This is a genomic window from Rhodococcus sp. NPDC059969, assembly GCF_042738325.1.
Taxonomy (GTDB): Bacteria; Actinomycetota; Actinomycetes; order Mycobacteriales; family Mycobacteriaceae; genus Rhodococcus_F.
Genome location: NZ_JBHWUF010000006.1, coordinates 224,636 through 243,647 on the forward strand (window position 1 = coordinate 224,636; position 19,012 = coordinate 243,647).

The window sequence follows — 19,012 nt, forward strand, 5'->3', positions numbered from 1 at the left end:
GGTAGGTATGTGCCGGAGTCTGAACGCATCGACAAACGCAGCCTGAGATACGCCGGGCGACGTGAGGAGTTGCTCGACGCATTGACCCGGTATGTCATCGACAACGGTGTCGGGGAACTGACGGTGAGGCAGCTCGCCAAAGCCGTAGGTGTGTCGCATGCGTCGTTGCTCAACCATTTCGAGAGCAAGGAGAATCTGCTCTCCGAGGTAATCGAGAACATGCGTAGCGAGTCCATTCCGTTTGCGGTCCCGATGGAAGCGGGGATCGATCCGGCGACAGTGCTGACCGCGTGGTGGACCGAACGTACGACACCGGAGGTCCTGCCCCGATTCCGAGTGATGGTCGAGATCTACGCCCTCGCGCTCGGCGATCGCGAACGCTACGGACGGTTTTTGGACCGTTTCGTGGGCGATTGGATCGAAGCTCTGGAAACCGGACTACGGCAAGCGGGCTGTCCCGAGGAGGATGTTTCGTCGGTCGCTACCTTGTTGCTTTCGCAAATGCGGGGTTTGTCGATGGATCTTCTGGCCACGGGGGACCGGGCTCGCGTCGATCGCGCGTTCGGGCTTTTTGTCGACGGCTTTGCCGCCCACGCTCGGAACTGGTCTGTGCCTTCATGATTCGATCGCCGTCAACGCTGACCGATCACCACGGTTGATGCGGTTTCATTGTAGGCTGCCACACGAGTGAGAAACCCTCCCCGAGTGAATGTTTCGACGGTCATCTCGACCTGCTCCGTGCTCGTCTCGACGAGTAGATGGCCGCCCGGTCGTAGCCACGGCGCAGCATCGGCGATGATGCGACGCTGCAGGTCCAGGCCGTCGGGGCCGCCGTCCAACGAGACTCGCGGTTCGTGAAGTCGCGCTTCGGGCGGCATGAGTCGGATTGAATCGGTGGGGACGTAAGGTGCATTGGCGACGACGACATCAACATGACCTCGTAACTTCGTCGGCAGTGGGCCGTACAGATCGCCTTCGAGTACACGCTCGGGCGGTGCGATGTTCTGGCGAGCGCACCGAATCGCTGCCGGTTCGATGTCCACCGCGTAGAGATCGACAGTATCGATCTTCGCCTGCACAACAGCCCCGACAGCTCCTGAACCACAACACATGTCGATGACGACGCTTCCCGAGTCGACGAGTGTGCAGGCCTGTCGAGCGAGGAGCTCGGTGCGTCGGCGGGGGACAAATACTCCAGGGTCGATGTGGATGCGCAAGCCACAAAATTCGGCCCACCCGATGACAGGCTCGAGTGGCTCGCCGGCAACTCGTCGATAGATCATCGCGTCGAGTTCGTCGCGCGAGCGTGCGGCGTGGAGGAGTAAGCGAGCTTCGTCCTCGGCGAACACGCAACCTGCTGCCCGGAGGATCGCGGCCACCGAATTCTGCTGCGAAGGGGGAGAGGTCGGGAGATCAGGCGCTGACATGAGAGAGCCTTTCGGCCTCCTGATCTCGCGGGGGACCTGCATGTATAGAACACCGCCACCTTACCGGAGCAGGCGCGTGACGACGGGGAATGTGCAGCGGGAATCTAGGTTGACCAATTGGTAGGGCTGTTCTAGGGTCTGAACTCGATCGGCTGATGTGGGGCTGATCACCACATACGGCGCTGTCAACGCAATCGGTAGGAGAAGGCACGTGAGCAAGCGGCTCTGTAGGACGCTCGTCGGATTGGGTGCGAGCGCATTGGTGGCGTTGGCCGTCACAGTGCCGGCCACGGCGGAAGAGAACGATCTTCCGGGCTCCGTGGTGAGCCACGAGTCGCTCGGCCCCGATCGGGTGATCCCCGGCGCTGTGAGCGCAACAAAGGTGACGTACTGGTCGACGGGCCCGAAGGATGCGCCGATGACGAGTACCGGTGTGGTGTACCGCCCCGAGGGGGCTCCGCCCGAGGGTGGTTGGCCAGTCATTTCCTACGCGCACGGAACGGTGGGTGTCGCGGATCAGTGTGCGCCGAGCAGTAGCGTTCCGCTCGAGCGGACCGCGACGCATCTCCGGCATTGGCTGGAGCAGGGATATGCGGTGGTGACCACCGACTACGTGGGGCTCGGAACACCCGGTGTTCATCCGTATCTCGACGGTCGTTCCGCTGCGCACAGCGTTGTCGACATGGTGCGTGCCGCTCGTGCGGTCGACGACGACCTGTCGAGCGCCTGGGTAGCGATGGGGCAGTCACAGGGTGGACAGGCGACTATGTTCACTGCTTCTCTTGCCACCGATTACGCGCCGGAGTTGGACTACCGCGGCGCCGTCGCCACTGGTGTTCCCTCGAACATCGAAAATCTCCTACCGCTCGGTGGCCCCGCATTCCCGGCACTTCCACTCAAGGGTACGACGGTCTACATTGCGAATGTTCTTGACGGATTGCGTGCTTCGCGGCCGGACATCGACATCGACTCGTACCTGACCCCGCTCGGCAAGACCATCCTCGAGGACGTCGAGAACAACATGTGTTACACCGAGGCGCGCACCAAATACGGAACCGTCACGCTCGGTCAGGTGCTGTCGAAGTCGCTGGACAATCCAACGTTCATGGACGCTGCGCGCGAGCTGCTCACGGTACCGACCTCGGGATACAACCGCCCGTTCTTCATCGGTCAGGGACTCTCGGACATCGATGTTCCGGCACCGCTGACACTGAAGTTCGCGGCTGACCTCGCTGCCAACGGTGTGGATTTTGCATTCCATACCTATCCCACTGATCATCTGGGAACCGTCCCGGCTTCGGTTCCAGATAGCACCCCGTTTGTCGCGGCACTGTTCTCTGGTCAAAGGCCCTGCACCGGAAGCCTCTGCTGACCACTGTCTTTCAGGTGGCGCCAACTCCGCGCAGAAAGATGTCGATCGGGATCCGAAGTTGCCGAACGGTTTCGGAGGAGCGAGGATCTCGGCTACGTGCTCCGAGGCAGTAGTCGAAGATCAAGCCCTCCAGAAGGCTCAGGAAATTTGCGGCGGCGACGTCAGGATCGTCAACGCCAATGGTGTCGAAGATAGGTCTTGCCTTCTCCTGTGAAAACAGGCTGCCTTCGAGGAGTTGGTGCAATGCCGAATCTCGGGGAGTTTCCACGAGCAGTGCGTATCGAGCGATCAATTCGTTTCTGCGGTGCGAGAGAAGATCGTCGAGATACTCGGCCGTCAGGGCGGCAGGATTTCCGGGCCCTTCTCGGAGTTCGTCGAAAGTCGAACGTGACCGGTGCACGATGTGCAATGCAGTTGCTTCGAGAAGTGCCTCGCGAGTGCGGAAATAGTACGACGTCGAACCGGCAGGAAGTTCCAGGGACTGATCAACCGCCCGATGGGTGAGTGCACGCGGGCCCTGCTCGGCGATGATCGTGACGGCGGATGCCGCGATGAGGGCTCTGCGATCGGGCTTCATGTCGTTCCTTGCTGTCGATGTTGCATGCTGCCGGAGTTGAATGTTGCTGATGGTGCGTCGTGAGGGTCACATTGACTCGATTTGTCTTCGGTCATTAGCCTCGGCTCTACAGATGTAGAGGAGCCTCATGTTACTGGACGAAGAGCAGTTGGCGGCACGTGAAGCCCTCGATGCACTGCGGGTTCGGATCTCCGACGGTGAGGTCGGGGGTGGGATCTATCTCTGGGGAAGCGTCGGTCGCGGGAAGACGATGCTCATGGACGAGTTCTACGACGAGCTCCCGGTCGGCAAGCGGCGCATTCACTTTCATCGGTTCTTTGCAAACCTGCACGCCCGGGCGCATGAACTCGGATCGATGGGTTCGGCGCTGGACCACGTGGTGGACGGAATCCGCGTGCTCTGTTTCGACGAGTTCCACATCGACGACGTCGCCGACGCGATGTTCATGGCAAGGGTTCTCGATACGATCGTCGTGAAAGGTGTGACTGTTGTTGCCACGTCCAATGTCCCGCCGACCGAGCTTCTTCCGAATCCGCTCTTTCACGAACAGTTCGTGCCGTCCATCGAGTTGATGGAGCAGAGGCTCGAGGTGATCGAGTTGGGTGGCTCCGTCGACTACCGGACAGCGGGACAACCAAGTGCCGGGGACTACCGGTTTGCGACAGGGGAATTCCTCGTCGACTCGGAAATCGTGAGGCCTTCGGGTGAGGACGTCGAATTGACGATCGGCACACGAACATTGGCATGCTCGGCGATTCGAGACGGGGTCGTCTGGTTCGACTTCGAGGTGCTGTGCGCTGGTTCGACCTCGGCTGCCGACTATCTCGCGCTCGCCTCCCGCTTCGACGACTGGGTGATCTTCGGAGTACCGGTGCTCGCCGAAGCTTCGGAATTTGCCCTTCGCCGTTTCGGAAATGTCGTCGATGTTCTCTACGACGTCGATGCGCGACTGACGGTGTATGCCGCTGCCGGTGTGGAGGACGTTGCGGGCAGTCTTCGGGACGTGGCCGGGTTGGCGCGCCTCTACAGTCGTCTGTCGCTACTGGCGAGGTCGGCGATGGACAGCGTCAGTTGAGTAGCAGCGTCAATTCCAGGTGAGATCACCGGTCGCGGCGCTGGGCGTGAGCCCGAACATACTGTGGCAGATACGGTTGAGATGGGCGCTGTCGGTGAAGCCGGCCTCGTGGGCACTGGTTGTCAGGCTTGCGCCGCTGCTCATCACTTCCATGGCACGTCGTAGCCGTAGCCAACGGATGTAGGTCGAAAAGCTCATCTGCAGTTGATCGTTGAAGATTCTTCCCAATCGGCCGGGCGAGATGGAGACCAGCGCGGCGGTGTCCGTCAGCGTTACCGGCCCCGAGATTCGCTCGGGCAGTATCGTCAGAGCATGCTCGAGTGCAGGGTGAAGAGCGCGTACGCTCGACGGCTGCTTACTTTCGGACAGTGAATCGATCAGCCTCGCTGCGTATTCCAGATCCGACTCAACGCCACGGACCGTCATCGCGACGGCAGTCCGTCCACGAGTTGACCATTCGGGCACACCGCAGTGATCGGATTCAGGCGGCCTGATGCGCCGCCCCATTCCGGTGGCAGAATCGACATAGATCGCCCGCCCCCGCGCGACCTCTGAGGCGGACAACGAGTGCACTGCTCCGGAGGGAACGATCACGGCTCCCACGATTTCACTGTGGCCCTCTCCGTCGGTGACCGTGACTGACCCGTCGTCGACGATCAAGATCTGAACAGCGGCGTGAGCATGCGTGTGCGCCGATCCGACGGCGCCGGTGAACATGAGAATTCCGGGCTGCATGTGGACGGCGCCGGGCCAGGTCATGTCAGCGATGATAGTGACGACCCTGACAGAGCTCGGGGTCCGGTCATCCTCCGGTAGGACCGAGGTGAGTTCGAAGATCGTGCGCTGGGCCGATGTGTATGCGAGGGGTACGCGAGAGGCTGTACTCATGAACAACGCACAATCACCCGCAGTCCTGTCGGTCCACTCGCTGGGCAAGTCGTACGGCGACGTTCCAGTGCTCCGCGGTGTGTCGCTGGAAGTCCGTGCGGGCACGGCCACGGCGATCATGGGTCCGTCAGGATCGGGGAAGTCGACTCTGCTGCACTGCATGTCGGGAATCGTGAAGCCTGATTCGGGCGCGATCCTGTTGAGCGGTAGGCATATCGAGAACCTCGGGGAGAACGATCGGAGTCGACTTCGGCGAGAATCCTACGGTTTCGTCTTTCAATCGGGTCAGCTGCTGCCGGAGCTTCCGGCGATCGAGAACGTCGCTTTGCCCTTGGTGCTCAACGGGTTGTCCATCGCGGAAGCCAAGCGGACGGCGCACGGTTTCTTCGCGCCTTTGGGCCTGGACGGGCTGCAGGACCGTCGCCCGGGTCAGATGTCGGGTGGGCAATCCCAACGTGTCGCGATTGCCCGAGCGTTGGTGACCAAACCCGCAGTCCTGTTTGCAGACGAGCCGACCGGTGCGCTCGACGCACAGACAAGCTGGGAAGTGATGAGGGTGTTGCGTGATTCGGCTCAACAGATCGGTTCGGCGTTGGTCGTCGTCACTCACGACGCCGAAGTTGCTCGCTGGTGTGATCGTACGATGGTGATGCAGGCCGGCTCGCTCGTCGGGACACAGGTGGCGGCATGAAAGCCACCGCGCGTGTCGCCCTGCTGACGGTGCGAGGTGAAGGCGGAAAGGCGTTGAGTACCTTGGCGCTCCCGGTATCGGCCTTCGCTGCGTCAACCACCCTGTTGCTCACGGTTCTCGGTGGCTACGGTGCCTTTGCGGGCCGATCGAGCGAACCCGAGTCAGAGGCATATCTCGCGCTCGCCGGGGTTGCCTCCGTGTTGATGATCGTCCCGGCAATCACGCTCGGTCTGGCGGCGGCCCGCTTGGGTGCCCGTCGTCGAGACGAACGCCTGGCGGCGCTGCGACTCATCGGATCCACGCCCCGTCAGATTGTTGCGCTGTGCGCTGCGGAATCGGGTATCCAGGGTTTTGCCGGCGCGTTGATCGGCGTGTTGGGGTATTTCCTCGCGCTGCCACTCGTAGCCCTCTTGCGATTTCAAGGCCGGACCTTCGAGTGGAGTGAGCTCTGGGTAGGCGCACTTCCTCTGGTGGGCATCGTATTCGGTATGACCGTCCTGGCTGCTTTGACGTCGATGCTCGGGATGCGTCAGGTATTCGTGAGCCCGTTGGGCGTCACGGCGGGTAATCCCAGCGCCGCACCGAAGATGATCTTTGCTCTTGCGGGCGTCGGGGTTCTGTTGGGATGGAGTGCATTCGGTGGTTCCGCGGCAAGCATCGCGGCAATACTGGTGGGCCTTGGTGTCTGTTTCGGCGTTGTTGCGCTGGTCGGTCCGTTTGTCATCTTGGTGCTCGGAAAAATCATGCTCAAATGTGCCAAAGACGGTGCTTCGCTGATTGCGGCGCGTCGGGTCTTGGACAATCCGAAGGCTGTGTGGCGCACGGTCAGCGGTGTGACGATGGCCAGTTTTGTTGCCGCAGGCACGTCTCTCCTCGCCGCGATAGGCAACGGGGAGGGACAGGATTTGCAGCCAGGGCAGGAGTTCCTGTTCGCGGACATGAGAACCGGGGTGTTGTTCACTCTCGGAGCAACATTCACGTTGGCGGCCATCTCGTCTGCGCTCACCCAGGTATCCGGGATCCTCGACAACCGTGAGCTGTATCGGAGTCTGACTTTGGCCGGCACACCTGTCGAGGTGATGGACAGCGCCCGCATGAGGCACGTTCGCACTCCCGTGGTGGTGATGGCACTGGCCGGTGCCGGCGCTGCACTGCTGTTCCTCTTCCCACTGGCAGGGGCAGCCGTATTGACCATTCCGATGGCGCTGGTTCAGTTGGGCGTCACCCTGGCGGTGGGGATCGCGTTGGTGTTGGCCAGTGCGTTTGCAGCCAGGCCAGTCATGCGTCGGGTGCTCGCGGGCTGAATCCCCACCGGTCGGCCGTCAGTTCTGTCTCCGGAACGGTTCGGCCAACTGGCCGAGGTAGTCGTCGGGGTAGTCGGGCTTGGCCGCCATTCCGAGATCGTCACTGCTGAATCGCTTTTCCGGATCGAAAGAGTAGGTACGGAACAGGTGGTCCCAGATGAGAGTGAACAAACCGAAGTTGACGTCACCGATTCCCGCCCACTTGAGGTGATGGAATCGGTGGCCGGCGTTGAGGGCGAGTATCGGACGCAGGGGGCCGATGCGGTAGTCGGCATTCGAATGCTGAAGCAGGAGTTGGACAGCGACACACACCGCGAGTGCCGACGCAACCGGGACGGGCATCCCGAGAAGGATCAGCGGCAGGACGCCACCGGCGGTTTCGAAAGTCTGATGCACGGGATGTTTCATGAGTCCGTTCATGCCGTAGAACCGTTCGAGGCTGTGATGGACCGCGTGAAAACGCCACAACCATCCAACCTTGTGGCTGATCAGATGTACGACGGTGATACCGAAATCCGCAACCAGTACTGCGAACACAACCTGAACGACAAACGGAAGACCGTTCGGCCACAACCCGTCGAACGGAATCACCGCGGCCATCAACGGGATAACCGCGACGCTGACCAAGATGAGAGATTCGTTGACAAACGCATGGACCGCGTCGCGAAACCTGTCCGGTCCCGGGGCATTCCACGAAGATTCGTAGGGAAGCGCCCGTTCGGCCGCGAAAGAGCAGACCACGGCGAAGAGAATCAACGCCACCAGCGACCATTTCGGCGCACCGGATGCCGCGAGCGCAATTGCCGCTCCGTTGATTCCCAAGAGCATGAACGGGACGTACCCGTATCTGACGATGAACGTGAGCATGTTTTCGATCGTGCACGGCGCGGGTGGCCCCCGACTTGTACGAATCGGTCGACTTTCAGTCAGTCGAACAAGCTGTATCTCGTTACTTCGTCAGCACGGTGGCGAGTGCAGCGCTCAGATACGGAGTGATGTTCTCGACGACTCGCGTCACGATCGCAGTGGCAACGTCAGCGGGTTGCAGGGGTACCGAAGGCGTCTGCGGCAATGCCGGGGGAGCAGGCGGAGCGGACTCGGACATCATCGGCGTATAAGTGTTGTGCTTCGTGAAGTATCCGAATACCGAGTCGACGAACACCTCGGGGGCATCACGGGGCTTGGGCATGTTGCAGATGCCGTCACCCTCGATGCAGACTTCCTGCACTGCGATGTCACCGAATCCGCCGCGTGCTCCGGACATCGTCGCTCCTGGAACGACATTGGGCACTACGGTTTCGATGCCTCCGGCCGAGTTGCGGGGGTCGGCGTAGAGCACACCTTCGACTTGCGACTGCGGAATGGATCCGTCGCGTGCGATGTCACCGAGCACGTCGCCGGCGATCCGCGCACCCTGTGAGTACCCGGTGACGACGATCTCGCTGCCTGGGCACTGAGCGTGAAAAGCGTTGACTTCGCTGCGCAACGTCTGGGCGCCCGCGGCAACGCTCTGGTCATACGTCTGATCGCCGAGCGGCCAGAAGCTCGCCGGGTAGGTCACCGGTTTGGAGGCGTACCCCTGGGCTACGTAACGGTCGGTGACGGGTTGCGTAGTTTGTCCCGTCGGGTCCCACGTCCCGCCAACTGCGAATACCGCACCGGCCGGGCACGACCCGCCGTCATTCGGAGCCGCTCCGGCAGGTACCGACATCACTAGAGTCACCCCCGCTGTGACTGCAACCGTGCATGCCACTGACATCGCGTATTTCCTCATCGGGCCTGTCCCCATCTATCTACGTTCTCGTTCACTGGCGAGACAACCCGCGGTCCGACGCGATTCGTTCGGTACTGAAGAGAATGGTGATGGGGCGATAAGTCCTGGAGGTAATCCGTGCGTAAACAGGAAGTTGCAGGCCGACGCTGTTTCCTACCAGCGTGTGGGGCGTGTCACGGTGTCGGGACCTGCGGTGGGTGATCCGGCTCGAGGAGGGTGCCGATCGCCTTGCCCATCGGCACGGCGTTGTTGAGATCCGCGTTGGTTGTCGGCCCGAGAGTCGCGTAGACGACGATCGTGGTCTTCGAGTCGGGGTAGTAGAGCGCAAGGCCGTTGTAACCGCCGTACGACGGGTTCATCACCAGCCAACCGTCGAGGTGCCCGGTCCCGAAGGAAAAGAACTTGTCCGTCGTCATACTTCCCAGGCCCGCAGTCGTTGGCGCCATCTGTTGATCGAAAGCCTTGTCGGAGAGTAACTCTCCCGTTCCCAGCGCGCGCACCCACTTTCCGATGTCGGAGACGGGCGCGTTCATGTTTCCGCTGTGCAGGAAAGCCGTCGGATTCCAGAAGGTGGAGTCTTCGAACACTCCGCGTTCATTGGTGTAGCCGTGCAGGATCGGCTCGTCCATCTGCGACGTGAGCACAACGCTGCTGTGATCCATCCCGAGCGGATCGAAGACGCGCTGCTGAAGTAGTTCGCCCAGCGGCTTTCCGGTCGCCTTCTCCATGACGTCGCCGAGCAGCGTCAGGTCGCTGTGCGCGTACGCCCAACTGGTGCCGGGTTCGAACAGCGGTGGGCGGGAGTTGGCAAGATCCAGGATCTCCTGAGCAGTCCAGCCCTTCATCGGGTTGTCCGTGAAGAGTTTCAGGAACTGTGGATCGGTCACATAGTCGGAGATTCCCGACGTGCTGTTGGCCAGCATTCGCGGAGTGATCGTGTCTGCGCGTGGAAAGTTCGGTTCCCACTTCGCGATCGGTTGATCGAGTGGCAGCGTGCCCTCTTCGTCGAGTTGCAGCAGGACGGTCGAGAGCATCGGTTCCATCGGTTGGCCGACGCGCAACTGCATGTCGGTTGTCGCAGGAACTCCGACGGGGGACTCTCCGACGGCGCCGAGAGCAACTTCGTCGTCGCCTCGCCACACCCCGAACACAGCGGCACTGAGGCCCAAGTCGGACACCTGACGGCGGACGATATCCGCGATCTCGGTGGATTCCCGACTGCTCGAGGTATTGGGAGGTGCGGTGCTCGTGTTTGTTGCGGAGTCATCGTCGGAACTGCACGCAGCGGTTGCGACGGCAACGGTCAAGGCGATCGACAGAGCAGATAGCCGCACCCGAGTGCGGTGGTGGGAGGAAGTCATGCCTGCGATCCCTTCGATGTGGAAATCGAGCAACCGACGCCTAGCAATGTCCCAATTGACTGAAGTTACCCCAGTCGGTGGCGACTTGAAACAGTATCGACGTCGATACCTGCTGGTAAATTGCCTGTTCGTGAACGACTCGGCGTCAGCATTGTTCGACAGTATCGAGCGGGATCATGTGCGCCCATTGCTGAAAGATCTGGGCTTTCGGAAGCGAGCGCTCACGTTCTCTCGTGCCCGCGACGGACTGACCGACGTCGTGTCTCTGCAGCGTTCCACTGGGAACACCGCGGGCCATGTCCGGTTCTATGTGAACTGTGGTGTCTACTCTTCGGAGTTTTCGACCGTGCTCGGACAGACGGTCAGAGATCGCCCACGCGAAGGGGATTGCCAGTTCCGGTGCCGGATGGAGACGCTGGTGCCCGAGGCACCACAGTGGTTCGAGATCGAGGCGTTTCAGTACCGCTTAGCGACCGAGGACTGGGTTCGCGCGCGTGGCATCTATCAGTCCATTCGGGCCGAGTTCGGGAGTGAGGACCGTTGGCCACGGATCGACGAGAACCTCAAACGTCATGTGCCACCTGCGGAACTTGCCCGCGTTTGCGCCGTGGTGTGGAACGGCTGAAACCCCGCTCGTTACAACGCACGACGGCCGCCGCACTCCCGAAACAGAGGAGTGACGACGACCGTCGAGTTGTCAGAGTGTGCGCTCAGTACTTGAACCTCAAGGCAGCAACTGGTCCAGGAAGGTGTTGCTGAAGACCTTGTGCGGATCCAACGCGTTGTAGGCGGCGTTGGCGGTGTCCCAGTTGTCGCTCGAGGGAACGCCCTCGCGGTAGGTCTGGGGGAGGCCCTGGGTGATGATCGGGGTGTCGGTGTACGGCTTGTCGGGGCCGAACGCCCAGCCCTTGGACCACTCGGGGCGGAAGGTGGCGTCGTTGTTGTTGTAGTGATTGCGCATCCACTGTTCCATTTCGCGGTAGAACGCGAACATGCCGGGGGTTCCGGGGACGCCGAGGACGTTGAGCCAGATGGCGGTGTCCCATTCCGGATGGTCGGGGCGGGGGCGCATGGCCGAGATGGTGGGGGCGCCTGCCGAGTCGACCTCGACCTCGGACGGTTGATCGAGCCCGCAGCAGCGGATTTCGACGGGGCCGTTGAGGGGGAACTGTCCGATGGAGCGGTAGTACTCCATGCGGCCGTTGAACCACTGGGTGAAGTCGTGGATGACCTGGCCGATGTTGGCGCGAGAGGTGATGACGGCTCCGCCGCCCTCGGTCAGACGCAGGGTAGTGGCCCGGATGTAGAACTGGACGTCCTTGGACCATCCCCACAGGTCGTTGGAGAACGTCGCGGCGAGTCCGGCAACGGTGGTGGCGTACATGATCTGACCGAATGCCGGTGCGATGCCCGGGTTTCCGGCGTTGATCTGGCCGATCATGTCGGTGACAGGTTCGGGAAGGTTGTCGGAGAAGATGTAGTTGTACGGCCCGGTCACCTCACGCGCGAACGGCGGTTTGGTGGGGGCAAGTGACCACACCTTCATCCAGGGACGTTCCGTGAAGGGGTACCAGATTGCTTCTGCGCGACCGTTTTCGCGGACGAACTTCTCGAAGGTACGTCCGGAAGCGCCGCGGGCACCGAAGAGTTCCTGCCAACCGATGTCGGTGTGGCTGACACAGCGCATGCGGTAGTTGGGGGCGGCCTGCAAGGTGACGGAGGTGAGGAAGGTGCGTCCGAGGTGAGTCAGCAGCGGCTTGATCGCCGCGTCGCTACGTGCATACGTCTTCAGCGCGTATTCACTACCGTTCCAGACCACCGCGGTCAGGGACGTGACGAGGTTGGAGAGTGAGCCGAAAGTCTGTCCGGGAACATGCGCTTCGCCTTCGGCGGGAAGAGCTGCGCCGTGAGCGTCGACGGCGAGGCAACCGGCGATGGTCAACACACCAGGTGCCGGCAGGTTCGCGAACCCGAGTCCCTGTGCTTGTAGCGCCGTGGTGATGGCGTCGAGGGTCGCGCCGGGTCCTGCGGTGACGGTGGCCGGGCTACCGCCCGCGTTGACGGAGACGCCGGTGAGATGGACCGTGGTGTCGGCGAGAATGACCTTGTCGATCGGCGCACCGTTGACGATGGTCAGCGGCGTCCAACCGTGCATGGCACCGCGGGGGCGAATGGTGTAGCCGTTGGCATGGCCCCAGTTGGCGAGGAGGACTACGTCTTCGGGCGTCTTGGGCGAACAGGTCCAGATCGCATCGAGCATGATCTCTTTGGACCAGTTCTGATATGCCTGCTGGTAGAGGGCGATTCCTTCGGGGAAGGCAGGCGGCGGGGTGAGGGTGGAGACGGGGCCACCCGCGGAGCCGGAAGAGCCGGCGGGGACGGCATAGGCCGGCGTCCAGCCGGCGAATGCGGTCGCTGCCACGGCGCCGGCTCCTGCGGCCATGAAACCTCGTCGGGACAGTCGGAACTTTTCGTCTTGTGCCGTCATCTTCGGGCTACTCCATCGGGTTCGAGAACTACGGTGAGTTCTAACAGGTGGGTATCAGACAGGGTGGTATCAGACAAGAGTGAGAACTACGTCAGCCAGGGCAGGAGCTTCACGCTCCAGTACAGAAGCTGAGATCAGGAGTCGCCCATTGTCTTTCCAGATCTGGATACTCAAGTTCTCGCCGGGAAACACGACCCCGGCAAAGCGGGCCCGAAATCCGGCTACCCGACTGCTGTCGCCGTCGAGCATGGTATCCACTGCGGTCTTGCAGACCATTCCGTAAGTACACAGTCCATGCAGGATAGGCGCTGGAAAGCCTGCCGCGGAGGCGAATTGCGGATCCGAGTGCAACGGATTCCGATCACCGCACATCCGATACAGCAATGCCTGCTGTGGAAGCACAGGTGTCACCACTGTCGCATCTGGTTCCCGATCCGGAAGCGAAATCGACTCCGACGGACCACGTTCACCCCCGAAACCACCCTCTCCGCGGGCGAAAATCGACGAGCGGGCAGTCCAGAGCGGATTACCGTCGGCGTCGACCGTGACGGATTCCTGCACGATCACCGCGGCCTTGCCCTTGTCCCAGATCTCGGCGATCCGCGTGGTGGTGCGCCCACTACCGCTTGCCGGGATCGGCTGATGGACAGTGACTTCCTGGCTTCCGTGTACTACCTTCGCCAGATCGATTTCGACGCCGGGGAACGACACCTTCGGTGCTTCGGTGGCGTGGAAATTGGCGGCGACGGTGGCGAAGGTGGGTAGCACCTGAGGCTTTTCGTCGTCGAGGTAGCGCAGTTCGTTCGGATCGAGCGGACGCGCACCTGCTCCTAGTGCCAAGTGGTAGTGCTGCACGTCCGACGGGGTCCACGAGAACTCTTGTGGCGCAAGCTCGGCGCCGAGCGCGATCTTCGGATCAATTGGCATGGTCGACCGCCGTCTTTTCAGCTGCAGGTGCCGTGGTGGTCTCGGCCTTCTTCGCACGCTCGACGATGTCGAGTACGGCCAGGTAGCCGAAAGTCATTGCGGGACCGATGGTCGCGCCTGGACCGGCGTAGGTGTGGCCCATGACCGGAGCGCTCGCGTTGCCCGCGGCGTAGAGGCCGTCGATGACGCTTCCGTCTTCGCGTAGTGCTCGGCCGTTGACGTCGGTGCAGATTCCACCCTTGGTGCCGAGGTCGCCCGGAACCATCTTGATGGCGTAGAACGGGGCCTTGCTGATCTCGGCGAGGCTGGGGTTCTTCAGTCGGGGATCGCCGTAGTACGCGTCGTATCCACTGTCGCCGCGTCCGAAGTCCTCGTCCTTGCCGTTGCGCGCGAAGCCGTTGAACCGATCGACGGTTTCGGTCAGCGATGCGACGGGAAGCCCTGTCTTCTCGGCCAATTCGGCGATGGTTCCCGCCTTGACCACGATGCCGGCCTTGAGCCAGCGGCCGGGGAAGGGGGAGCGCGGAGTGATGCCGGCAAACGTGTAGCGGTTGCGGTAGCGCTGATCGAGAATCATCCAGGTCGGGATGTTCTCGCCGGGGCCTTCGCCCTGGCCGTACTCGCCGCCGTACATCGCATGGGTTGCCTCGACGTACGGAGCCGCCTCGTTGCCGAAGCGCTTGCCCGACATGTTGACCATCATGCAGCCGGGGAGCGTACGTTCGGAGAGAGCGAACCACGGTCCACCAGTCAGCGGAATGGACGGGCCCCACCAGGCGTCGTCCATGAAATCGACTGCAGCGCCGACTTCTTGGCCTGCGCGGATGCCGTCGCCGGTGTTCGCCTTGGCGCCGACGGTCCATTCGGTGCCGATGGGCCCACGCTGGTACTTCTCACGCATTTCCTTGTTGTGCTCGAACCCGCCGGATCCCAACACAACTCCGTGGCGAGCGCGGATGACCTGCTCCTCGCCGTCGACGAGGACGTTGACGCCGCGAACCGCGTCGTCTTCGGTGTAGAGGGAGGTCAGTGGGGTGTTCAGCAGGATGGGCACTCCGGCGGATTGAAGCCCGAGTCGAATGCCGGCGACCAGTGCCTGGCCACGAACCAACAGATCCTTCTTGGTGGCCTTGGCGGCGAGGAATCGCATGCCGACCTTCATGGCGCGCAGCGGTCCGCGAGGATTGCGCATCAGCAGGTTGAGCCACTTGTAATCAGCCTGGGTGATGACGAAGTTCTTGGGGGCCTTGACGTAGTCGGGCTCGAGATTCTTACGGTCGGCGCCCAACTTGTTGCCGTCGAACGGGGTGGGCTCGACACTGCGGCCACCGAGGCGTCCGCCGGGAGCCTCCGGGTAGTAATCGGAGTAGCCGGGGACCCACTGCAGTTCGAGCGGGCTGTTCTTCAGCACGAACGAGAGCATTTCGGGACCGCGCTCGAGGTACGTGTCGATGCGTTCGGGAGCGACGACGTCGCCGATGATGCTGTGCAGGTAGGAACGTGCAGCCTCCGGTGTATCGGTGACACCGTCCGCCTGAAGTGCCTCGTTGTTGGGGATCCAGACCCCACCGCCGGAACGGGCGGTCGATCCGCCGTAGTGGGCGGCTTTCTCCACGATGACCACACTCAAGCCCTGGTGGGCTGCGGTCAAGGCCGCTGTCATACCTGCGGCACCACTGCCGACGACGACGATGTCGTATTCCTGCTTGCTCATGTAGAACACGTTATAGAATGATGGGGGTGTCAGTCCATGCTTTCTGCCAGGAAGTATTTCCGGACGTTGTCATAGATAACGAAACACGTTGCAGTGAAATCGAGGATGGTGCGGTGTGACCTGGGATACTTCGGTTGACGTCCTTGTGGTCGGGTTCGGTGTGGCGGGCGCCAGTGCGGCGCTCGAAGCGATAGCGGCCGGTTCGTCGGTTTTGGCCATCGACCGAGCGCTCGGTGGTGGTGCCAGCACGATTTCCGGGGGAATCTACTACGCCGGCGGCGGCACCGTGATTCAAAAGGAAGCCGGTGTCGAGGACAGTCCCGAAGCCATGCTCGCCTACCTGAACCGCGAGGTCGGTGACGCGGTGACGCCGCAGACGCTGCGCCGGTTCGTCGACGAGAGCCCGGCGTCGATCGACTGGCTGCGCAGTCACGGAGTGCCGTTCGAGGCCTCACTCTGTCCGTACAAGACGTCGTATCCGAGCAACAAGCACTACCTCTACTTCTCGGGTAGCGAATCGGCCGGCGGGTTCCGTGACATAGCAAAACCTGCTCCGCGCGGTCATCGCGCCAAGGGGAGGGGCACGTCGGGGAAGATGCTGTACAGCCCGCTCGCGAAGTCCGCGGCGGCCAAGGGCGTCCAACTTCTCGGCCAGACGCGAGCGGATCGGCTGATAATCGAGGACGGCCGGGTGATCGGCGTCGAAGCACTGACTCTTCGTGACGCACCTGCCGGAGTTCGTCGCCGTCACGCGACGCTCGGATCCCTGTCCTCCAAGCCCGGCGTCTACGCGCCGCAGTTGCGCACGATTCTCGACGCACTCATCGCGAAGATCGAGAAGAAGCACGCCAAGCGGATTCGCATCCAAGCGCGGGGCGGCGTGATCCTCAGCGCCGGCGGCTTCGTGTCCAATCGCGAGATGATGCGCACCCATGCTCCTGCCTACAAGGGCGGTATCCCGCTCGGCACGTCGGGCGACGACGGCAAAGGCATCAACCTCGGTATCGAAGCCGGGGGCGCAACCGACAAGCTCGGCAATGTTTCCGCGTGGCGATTCATCGTCCCGCCGAGTGCTTTTCTCGGTTCCGTTCTGGTGGGGGAATCCGGTGCGCGAATCGTCGACGAGTCCCGGTACGGTGCCGCTCTCGGTCAGGCGATGGCGGAGAAGAGCAGCGGAATCGGTTGGCTGCTGGCAGATTCCGAACTCGTTCGCGAAGCGAAGTCGCAGATAAGTGACCAGTCGATGTGGTTCCAGCGGGTACAGACCACCGGAATGATGCGTACCGCGGTGCGTGGCAACACGATTGCCGAGGTCGCTCGCAAGGCGGGGATAGACGTCGCCGGCCTTCAAGCCACAGTCGACGCGCACAACTCGGCTGCCGCTGCCGGGCAACCCGATCCGATGGGTAAGCCGTCGGACTTCGTCAGGCCGATACTGTCTGCGCCGTTCACGATGTACGACGTCTCGATCAAGCCCAACATGATGAATCCGTGCCCGATGCTCACGCTCGGTGGATTGGTGGTCGACGAATCGTCCGGCATGGTGAAAAACGAGGCCGGGGAGGGTATCCCTGGCCTGTATGCCGCCGGCCGTACCGCTGTCGGTATCTGTTCCAACTCGTATGTGAGCGGCTTGTCGCTCGCCGACTGCGTGTTCTCCGGACGACGAGCCGGTCAGCACGCAGCCGCATTCTCCACAGTCGGAAAGGCCTGAACGATGCTCTCGACGCAGATCCGCGGCGAACTTGCCGACCATCTCGACTCGGCGGAACGGGATCGCGCTCCGATCAGCCCGCTGATCGCCGACTATCCGGAAATAGACGTCGTCGACGCCTACGAGATCCAGCTCATCAACATCCGGCGTCGTGTTGCCGGTGGCGCAAAGGTGGTCGGACACAAGGTCGGACTCTCGTCACTGGCGATGCAGCAGATGATGGGCGTCGACGAGCCCGATTACGGTCACCTGCTCGCCGAGATGGAAGAGTTCGAGAACCGTCCGGTCGACACGTCGCGCTTCTGCTTCCCGCGCGTCGAGGTGGAGGTCGCCTTCATCCTGGGATCAGATCTGCCGGGCGCCGGGTGCACCGAACAAGACGTCATCGACGCCACTGTTGCCTACGCGCCGTCCATCGAGTTGATCGACAGCCGGATCAAGGACTGGAAGATCGGGCTCTCGGACACCATCGCAGACAACGCGTCCTCCGCCGGGTTCATCCTCGGCAAGGAACGAGTTCGTCCGTCGGACATCGACATCAAGGCCATCGACGCGGTTCTGACCTGCAACGGGGAGTGGATTGCGGAGGGGCGCAGCGATGCGGTACTCGGGAACCCGGTCACCGCTGTCGCGTGGTTGGCGCAGAAGGTCGACACCTTCGGAGTTCGGCTCAAGGCCGGCGACATCGTGCTGCCGGGTTCGTGCACGCGAGCGATCGACGCTCATCCAGGCGACAACTTCCGAGCCGAGTTCAGCGGCCTCGGCTCCGTATCTCTTCAGTTCACGTAGGAGTAGTCATGACCAAGGCAAGTGTGGCGATCGTCGGATCGGGAAACATCAGTACCGATCTGTTGTACAAATTGCAGCGTTCCGAGTGGCTGGAGCCGCGATGGATGATCGGAATCGATCCCGAGAGTGAAGGATTGGCTCGCGCTCGCAAGATGGGGCTCGAGACCTCCGCCGAGGGTGTCGACTGGTTGCTGAACCAGGCGGAGAAACCGGACCTGGTGTTCGAGGCGACTTCGGCATACGTGCACCGCGAGGCAGCACCCCGCTACGAGGCCGCTGGTATCCGTGCCATCGACTTGACTCCGGCCGCCGTCGGCCCGGCTGTGGTTCCGCCGGCGAACCTGCGTGAGCACCTCGACGCACCCAACGTCAACATGATCACTTGCGGTGGGCAGGCAACCATTCCGATCGTCTACGCGGTGTCGCGAGTCGTCGACGTGGCGTACGCCGAGATCGTCGCCTCCGTTGCATCGTTGTCCGCCGGTCCGGGAACCCGCGCGAACATCGACGAGTTCACCAAGACCACCAGCCGCGGTATCGAGACGATCGGTGGCGCCAAGCGCGGTAAGGCGATCATCATCCTCAACCCCGCAGACCCGCCGATGATCATGCGCGACACCATTTTCTGCGCCATTCCCGAGGACGCCGATCGAGCCGCGATCACCGACTCCATTCATCGCGTCGTCAAGGACATCCAGCAGTACGTGCCCGGCTACCGGTTGCTCAACGAACCGCAGTTCGACGAACCGAGTGTCGTTTCCGGTGGATACGCCACGGTCACAACATTCGTCGAGGTCGAAGGTGCAGGCGATTTCCTGCCGCCGTACGCGGGCAACCTCGACATCATGACGGCAGCAGCCACCAAGGTGGGCGAGGAAATCGCCCAGAAGCTTCTGAGTGTGAAGGCGTGA

Annotated in this window: 18 protein-coding genes; 9 read left to right on the plus strand and 9 right to left on the minus strand. The window is 62.2% G+C overall.

Going from position 1 to position 19,012, the window contains the following annotated elements:
- Positions 1–9 precede the first annotated feature (9 nt).
- On the plus strand, positions 10–621 hold the full coding sequence (locus ACFWAD_RS18615) for a TetR/AcrR family transcriptional regulator (protein WP_378546415.1): 612 nt from the start codon (positions 10–12) through the stop codon (positions 619–621).
- 11 nt (positions 622–632) lie between these two features.
- Here the strand turns inward: ACFWAD_RS18615 and ACFWAD_RS18620 are convergent, their stop codons facing one another.
- Positions 633–1,427, minus strand: a complete 795-nt coding sequence (locus ACFWAD_RS18620; protein ID WP_378546418.1) for a putative protein N(5)-glutamine methyltransferase — start codon at positions 1,425–1,427, stop codon at positions 633–635.
- A gap of 211 nt (positions 1,428–1,638) precedes the next feature.
- On the opposite strand from ACFWAD_RS18620, the gene ACFWAD_RS18625 reads away from it, so the two are divergent.
- Complete coding sequence (locus ACFWAD_RS18625; protein WP_378546421.1) at positions 1,639–2,799, plus strand: lipase family protein; 1,161 nt, start codon at positions 1,639–1,641, stop codon at positions 2,797–2,799.
- A 10-nt stretch (positions 2,800–2,809) separates the two neighbouring features.
- Here ACFWAD_RS18625 and ACFWAD_RS18630 read toward each other — a convergent pair whose 3' ends face one another.
- Entirely contained in the window at positions 2,810–3,376 is a 567-nt protein-coding gene (locus tag ACFWAD_RS18630; RefSeq protein WP_378448237.1) for a TetR/AcrR family transcriptional regulator, read from the minus strand.
- Positions 3,377–3,503: 127 nt separating this feature from the next.
- Between ACFWAD_RS18630 and zapE the strand changes: the two genes are divergently transcribed.
- Positions 3,504–4,451 (plus strand): cell division protein ZapE, encoded by a 948-nt coding sequence (gene zapE / locus ACFWAD_RS18635; protein WP_378546424.1) that lies wholly within the window; start codon positions 3,504–3,506, stop codon positions 4,449–4,451.
- Between the two features lie 9 nt (positions 4,452–4,460).
- On the opposite strand, the gene ACFWAD_RS18640 is transcribed toward zapE, so the two are convergent.
- A complete protein-coding gene (locus tag ACFWAD_RS18640) occupies positions 4,461–5,210 on the minus strand; it encodes an AraC family transcriptional regulator (RefSeq protein ID WP_378546427.1) in 750 nt (249 codons plus the stop codon).
- Here ACFWAD_RS18640 and ACFWAD_RS18645 point away from each other — a divergent pair.
- Together ACFWAD_RS18645 and ACFWAD_RS18650 are read left to right on the plus strand one after the other, a co-directional pair.
- Positions 5,185–6,030 carry an ABC transporter ATP-binding protein gene (locus ACFWAD_RS18645; RefSeq protein ID WP_378546430.1) on the plus strand — a complete coding sequence of 282 codons (846 nt, stop codon included), beginning with the start codon at positions 5,185–5,187 and terminating at the stop codon, positions 6,028–6,030. The two genes, ACFWAD_RS18640 and ACFWAD_RS18645, sit on opposite strands and share 26 nt — an antisense overlap.
- Positions 6,027–7,334 (plus strand): FtsX-like permease family protein, encoded by a 1,308-nt coding sequence (locus ACFWAD_RS18650; RefSeq protein ID WP_378546433.1) that lies wholly within the window; start codon positions 6,027–6,029, stop codon positions 7,332–7,334. Before ACFWAD_RS18645 ends, ACFWAD_RS18650 begins: the two co-directional genes overlap by 4 nt.
- Before the next feature lie 18 nt (positions 7,335–7,352).
- Here ACFWAD_RS18650 and ACFWAD_RS18655 read toward each other — a convergent pair whose 3' ends face one another.
- The 3 genes from ACFWAD_RS18655 to ACFWAD_RS18665 form a co-directional block, all read right to left on the minus strand.
- The gene (locus tag ACFWAD_RS18655) at positions 7,353–8,201 is read right to left on the minus strand and encodes a sterol desaturase family protein (RefSeq protein ID WP_378546436.1); all 849 of its coding nucleotides are present in this window, start codon (positions 8,199–8,201) and stop codon (positions 7,353–7,355) included.
- 82 nt (positions 8,202–8,283) lie between these two features.
- The gene (locus ACFWAD_RS18660; protein ID WP_378535040.1) at positions 8,284–9,045 is read right to left on the minus strand and encodes a PE-PPE domain-containing protein; all 762 of its coding nucleotides are present in this window, start codon (positions 9,043–9,045) and stop codon (positions 8,284–8,286) included.
- A 236-nt stretch (positions 9,046–9,281) separates the two neighbouring features.
- Positions 9,282–10,469: a serine hydrolase domain-containing protein gene (locus ACFWAD_RS18665; RefSeq protein WP_378546439.1), complete on the minus strand. Its 1,188-nt coding sequence runs from the start codon at positions 10,467–10,469 to the stop codon at positions 9,282–9,284.
- Between ACFWAD_RS18665 and ACFWAD_RS18670 the strand changes: the two genes are divergently transcribed.
- Entirely contained in the window at positions 10,468–11,094 is a 627-nt protein-coding gene (locus ACFWAD_RS18670; RefSeq protein ID WP_378546442.1) for a DUF4304 domain-containing protein, read from the plus strand. The genes ACFWAD_RS18665 and ACFWAD_RS18670 overlap by 2 nt on opposite strands.
- A 99-nt stretch (positions 11,095–11,193) precedes the next feature.
- On the opposite strand, the gene ACFWAD_RS18675 is transcribed toward ACFWAD_RS18670, so the two are convergent.
- The 3 genes from ACFWAD_RS18675 to kstD all read right to left on the minus strand — a co-directional run bounded on the left by ACFWAD_RS18675 (position 11,194) and on the right by kstD (position 15,598).
- Complete coding sequence (locus ACFWAD_RS18675; protein ID WP_378546445.1) at positions 11,194–12,957, minus strand: cholesterol oxidase substrate-binding domain-containing protein; 1,764 nt, start codon at positions 12,955–12,957, stop codon at positions 11,194–11,196.
- Positions 12,958–13,026: 69 nt separating this feature from the next.
- A complete protein-coding gene (locus ACFWAD_RS18680; protein ID WP_214886859.1) occupies positions 13,027–13,884 on the minus strand; it encodes a MaoC/PaaZ C-terminal domain-containing protein in 858 nt (285 codons plus the stop codon).
- Positions 13,874–15,598: a 3-oxosteroid 1-dehydrogenase gene (gene kstD, locus ACFWAD_RS18685; RefSeq protein WP_378546449.1), complete on the minus strand. Its 1,725-nt coding sequence runs from the start codon at positions 15,596–15,598 to the stop codon at positions 13,874–13,876. The genes ACFWAD_RS18680 and kstD overlap by 11 nt, the downstream gene beginning before the upstream one ends.
- A 115-nt stretch (positions 15,599–15,713) precedes the next feature.
- Between kstD and ACFWAD_RS18690 the strand changes: the two genes are divergently transcribed.
- Genes ACFWAD_RS18690 through ACFWAD_RS18700 form a run of 3 tightly spaced genes read left to right on the plus strand, consistent with a single transcriptional unit; the run spans position 15,714 to position 19,012 of the window.
- Entirely contained in the window at positions 15,714–17,312 is a 1,599-nt protein-coding gene (locus ACFWAD_RS18690) for an FAD-binding protein (RefSeq protein ID WP_378546452.1), read from the plus strand.
- A gap of 3 nt (positions 17,313–17,315) precedes the next feature.
- The gene (locus ACFWAD_RS18695) at positions 17,316–18,101 is read left to right on the plus strand and encodes a 2-keto-4-pentenoate hydratase (RefSeq protein WP_378546455.1); all 786 of its coding nucleotides are present in this window, start codon (positions 17,316–17,318) and stop codon (positions 18,099–18,101) included.
- Between the two features lie 8 nt (positions 18,102–18,109).
- Positions 18,110–19,012, plus strand: a complete 903-nt coding sequence (locus ACFWAD_RS18700) for an acetaldehyde dehydrogenase (acetylating) (protein WP_378448253.1) — start codon at positions 18,110–18,112, stop codon at positions 19,010–19,012.

Coding starts and splice junctions, on each gene's coding strand:
- ACFWAD_RS18640 (WP_378546427.1), bottom strand. CDS start 5,210: ATGACCTGGCCCGGCGCCGTCCACATGCAGCCCGGAATTCTCATGTTC.
- ACFWAD_RS18695 (WP_378546455.1), top strand. CDS start 17,316: ATGCTCTCGACGCAGATCCGCGGCGAACTTGCCGACCATCTCGACTCG.
- ACFWAD_RS18655 (WP_378546436.1), bottom strand. CDS start 8,201: ATGCTCACGTTCATCGTCAGATACGGGTACGTCCCGTTCATGCTCTTG.
- ACFWAD_RS18650 (WP_378546433.1), top strand. CDS start 6,027: ATGAAAGCCACCGCGCGTGTCGCCCTGCTGACGGTGCGAGGTGAAGGC.
- ACFWAD_RS18670 (WP_378546442.1), top strand. CDS start 10,468: ATGCCTGCGATCCCTTCGATGTGGAAATCGAGCAACCGACGCCTAGCA.
- ACFWAD_RS18680 (WP_214886859.1), bottom strand. CDS start 13,884: ATGCCAATTGATCCGAAGATCGCGCTCGGCGCCGAGCTTGCGCCACAA.
- ACFWAD_RS18665 (WP_378546439.1), bottom strand. CDS start 10,469: ATGACTTCCTCCCACCACCGCACTCGGGTGCGGCTATCTGCTCTGTCG.
- ACFWAD_RS18645 (WP_378546430.1), top strand. CDS start 5,185: ATGTGGACGGCGCCGGGCCAGGTCATGTCAGCGATGATAGTGACGACC.
- ACFWAD_RS18675 (WP_378546445.1), bottom strand. CDS start 12,957: ATGACGGCACAAGACGAAAAGTTCCGACTGTCCCGACGAGGTTTCATG.
- ACFWAD_RS18700 (WP_378448253.1), top strand. CDS start 18,110: ATGACCAAGGCAAGTGTGGCGATCGTCGGATCGGGAAACATCAGTACC.
- zapE (WP_378546424.1), top strand. CDS start 3,504: ATGTTACTGGACGAAGAGCAGTTGGCGGCACGTGAAGCCCTCGATGCA.
- ACFWAD_RS18660 (WP_378535040.1), bottom strand. CDS start 9,045: ATGTCGGTACCTGCCGGAGCGGCTCCGAATGACGGCGGGTCGTGCCCG.
- ACFWAD_RS18630 (WP_378448237.1), bottom strand. CDS start 3,376: ATGAAGCCCGATCGCAGAGCCCTCATCGCGGCATCCGCCGTCACGATC.
- kstD (WP_378546449.1), bottom strand. CDS start 15,598: ATGAGCAAGCAGGAATACGACATCGTCGTCGTCGGCAGTGGTGCCGCA.
- ACFWAD_RS18620 (WP_378546418.1), bottom strand. CDS start 1,427: ATGTCAGCGCCTGATCTCCCGACCTCTCCCCCTTCGCAGCAGAATTCG.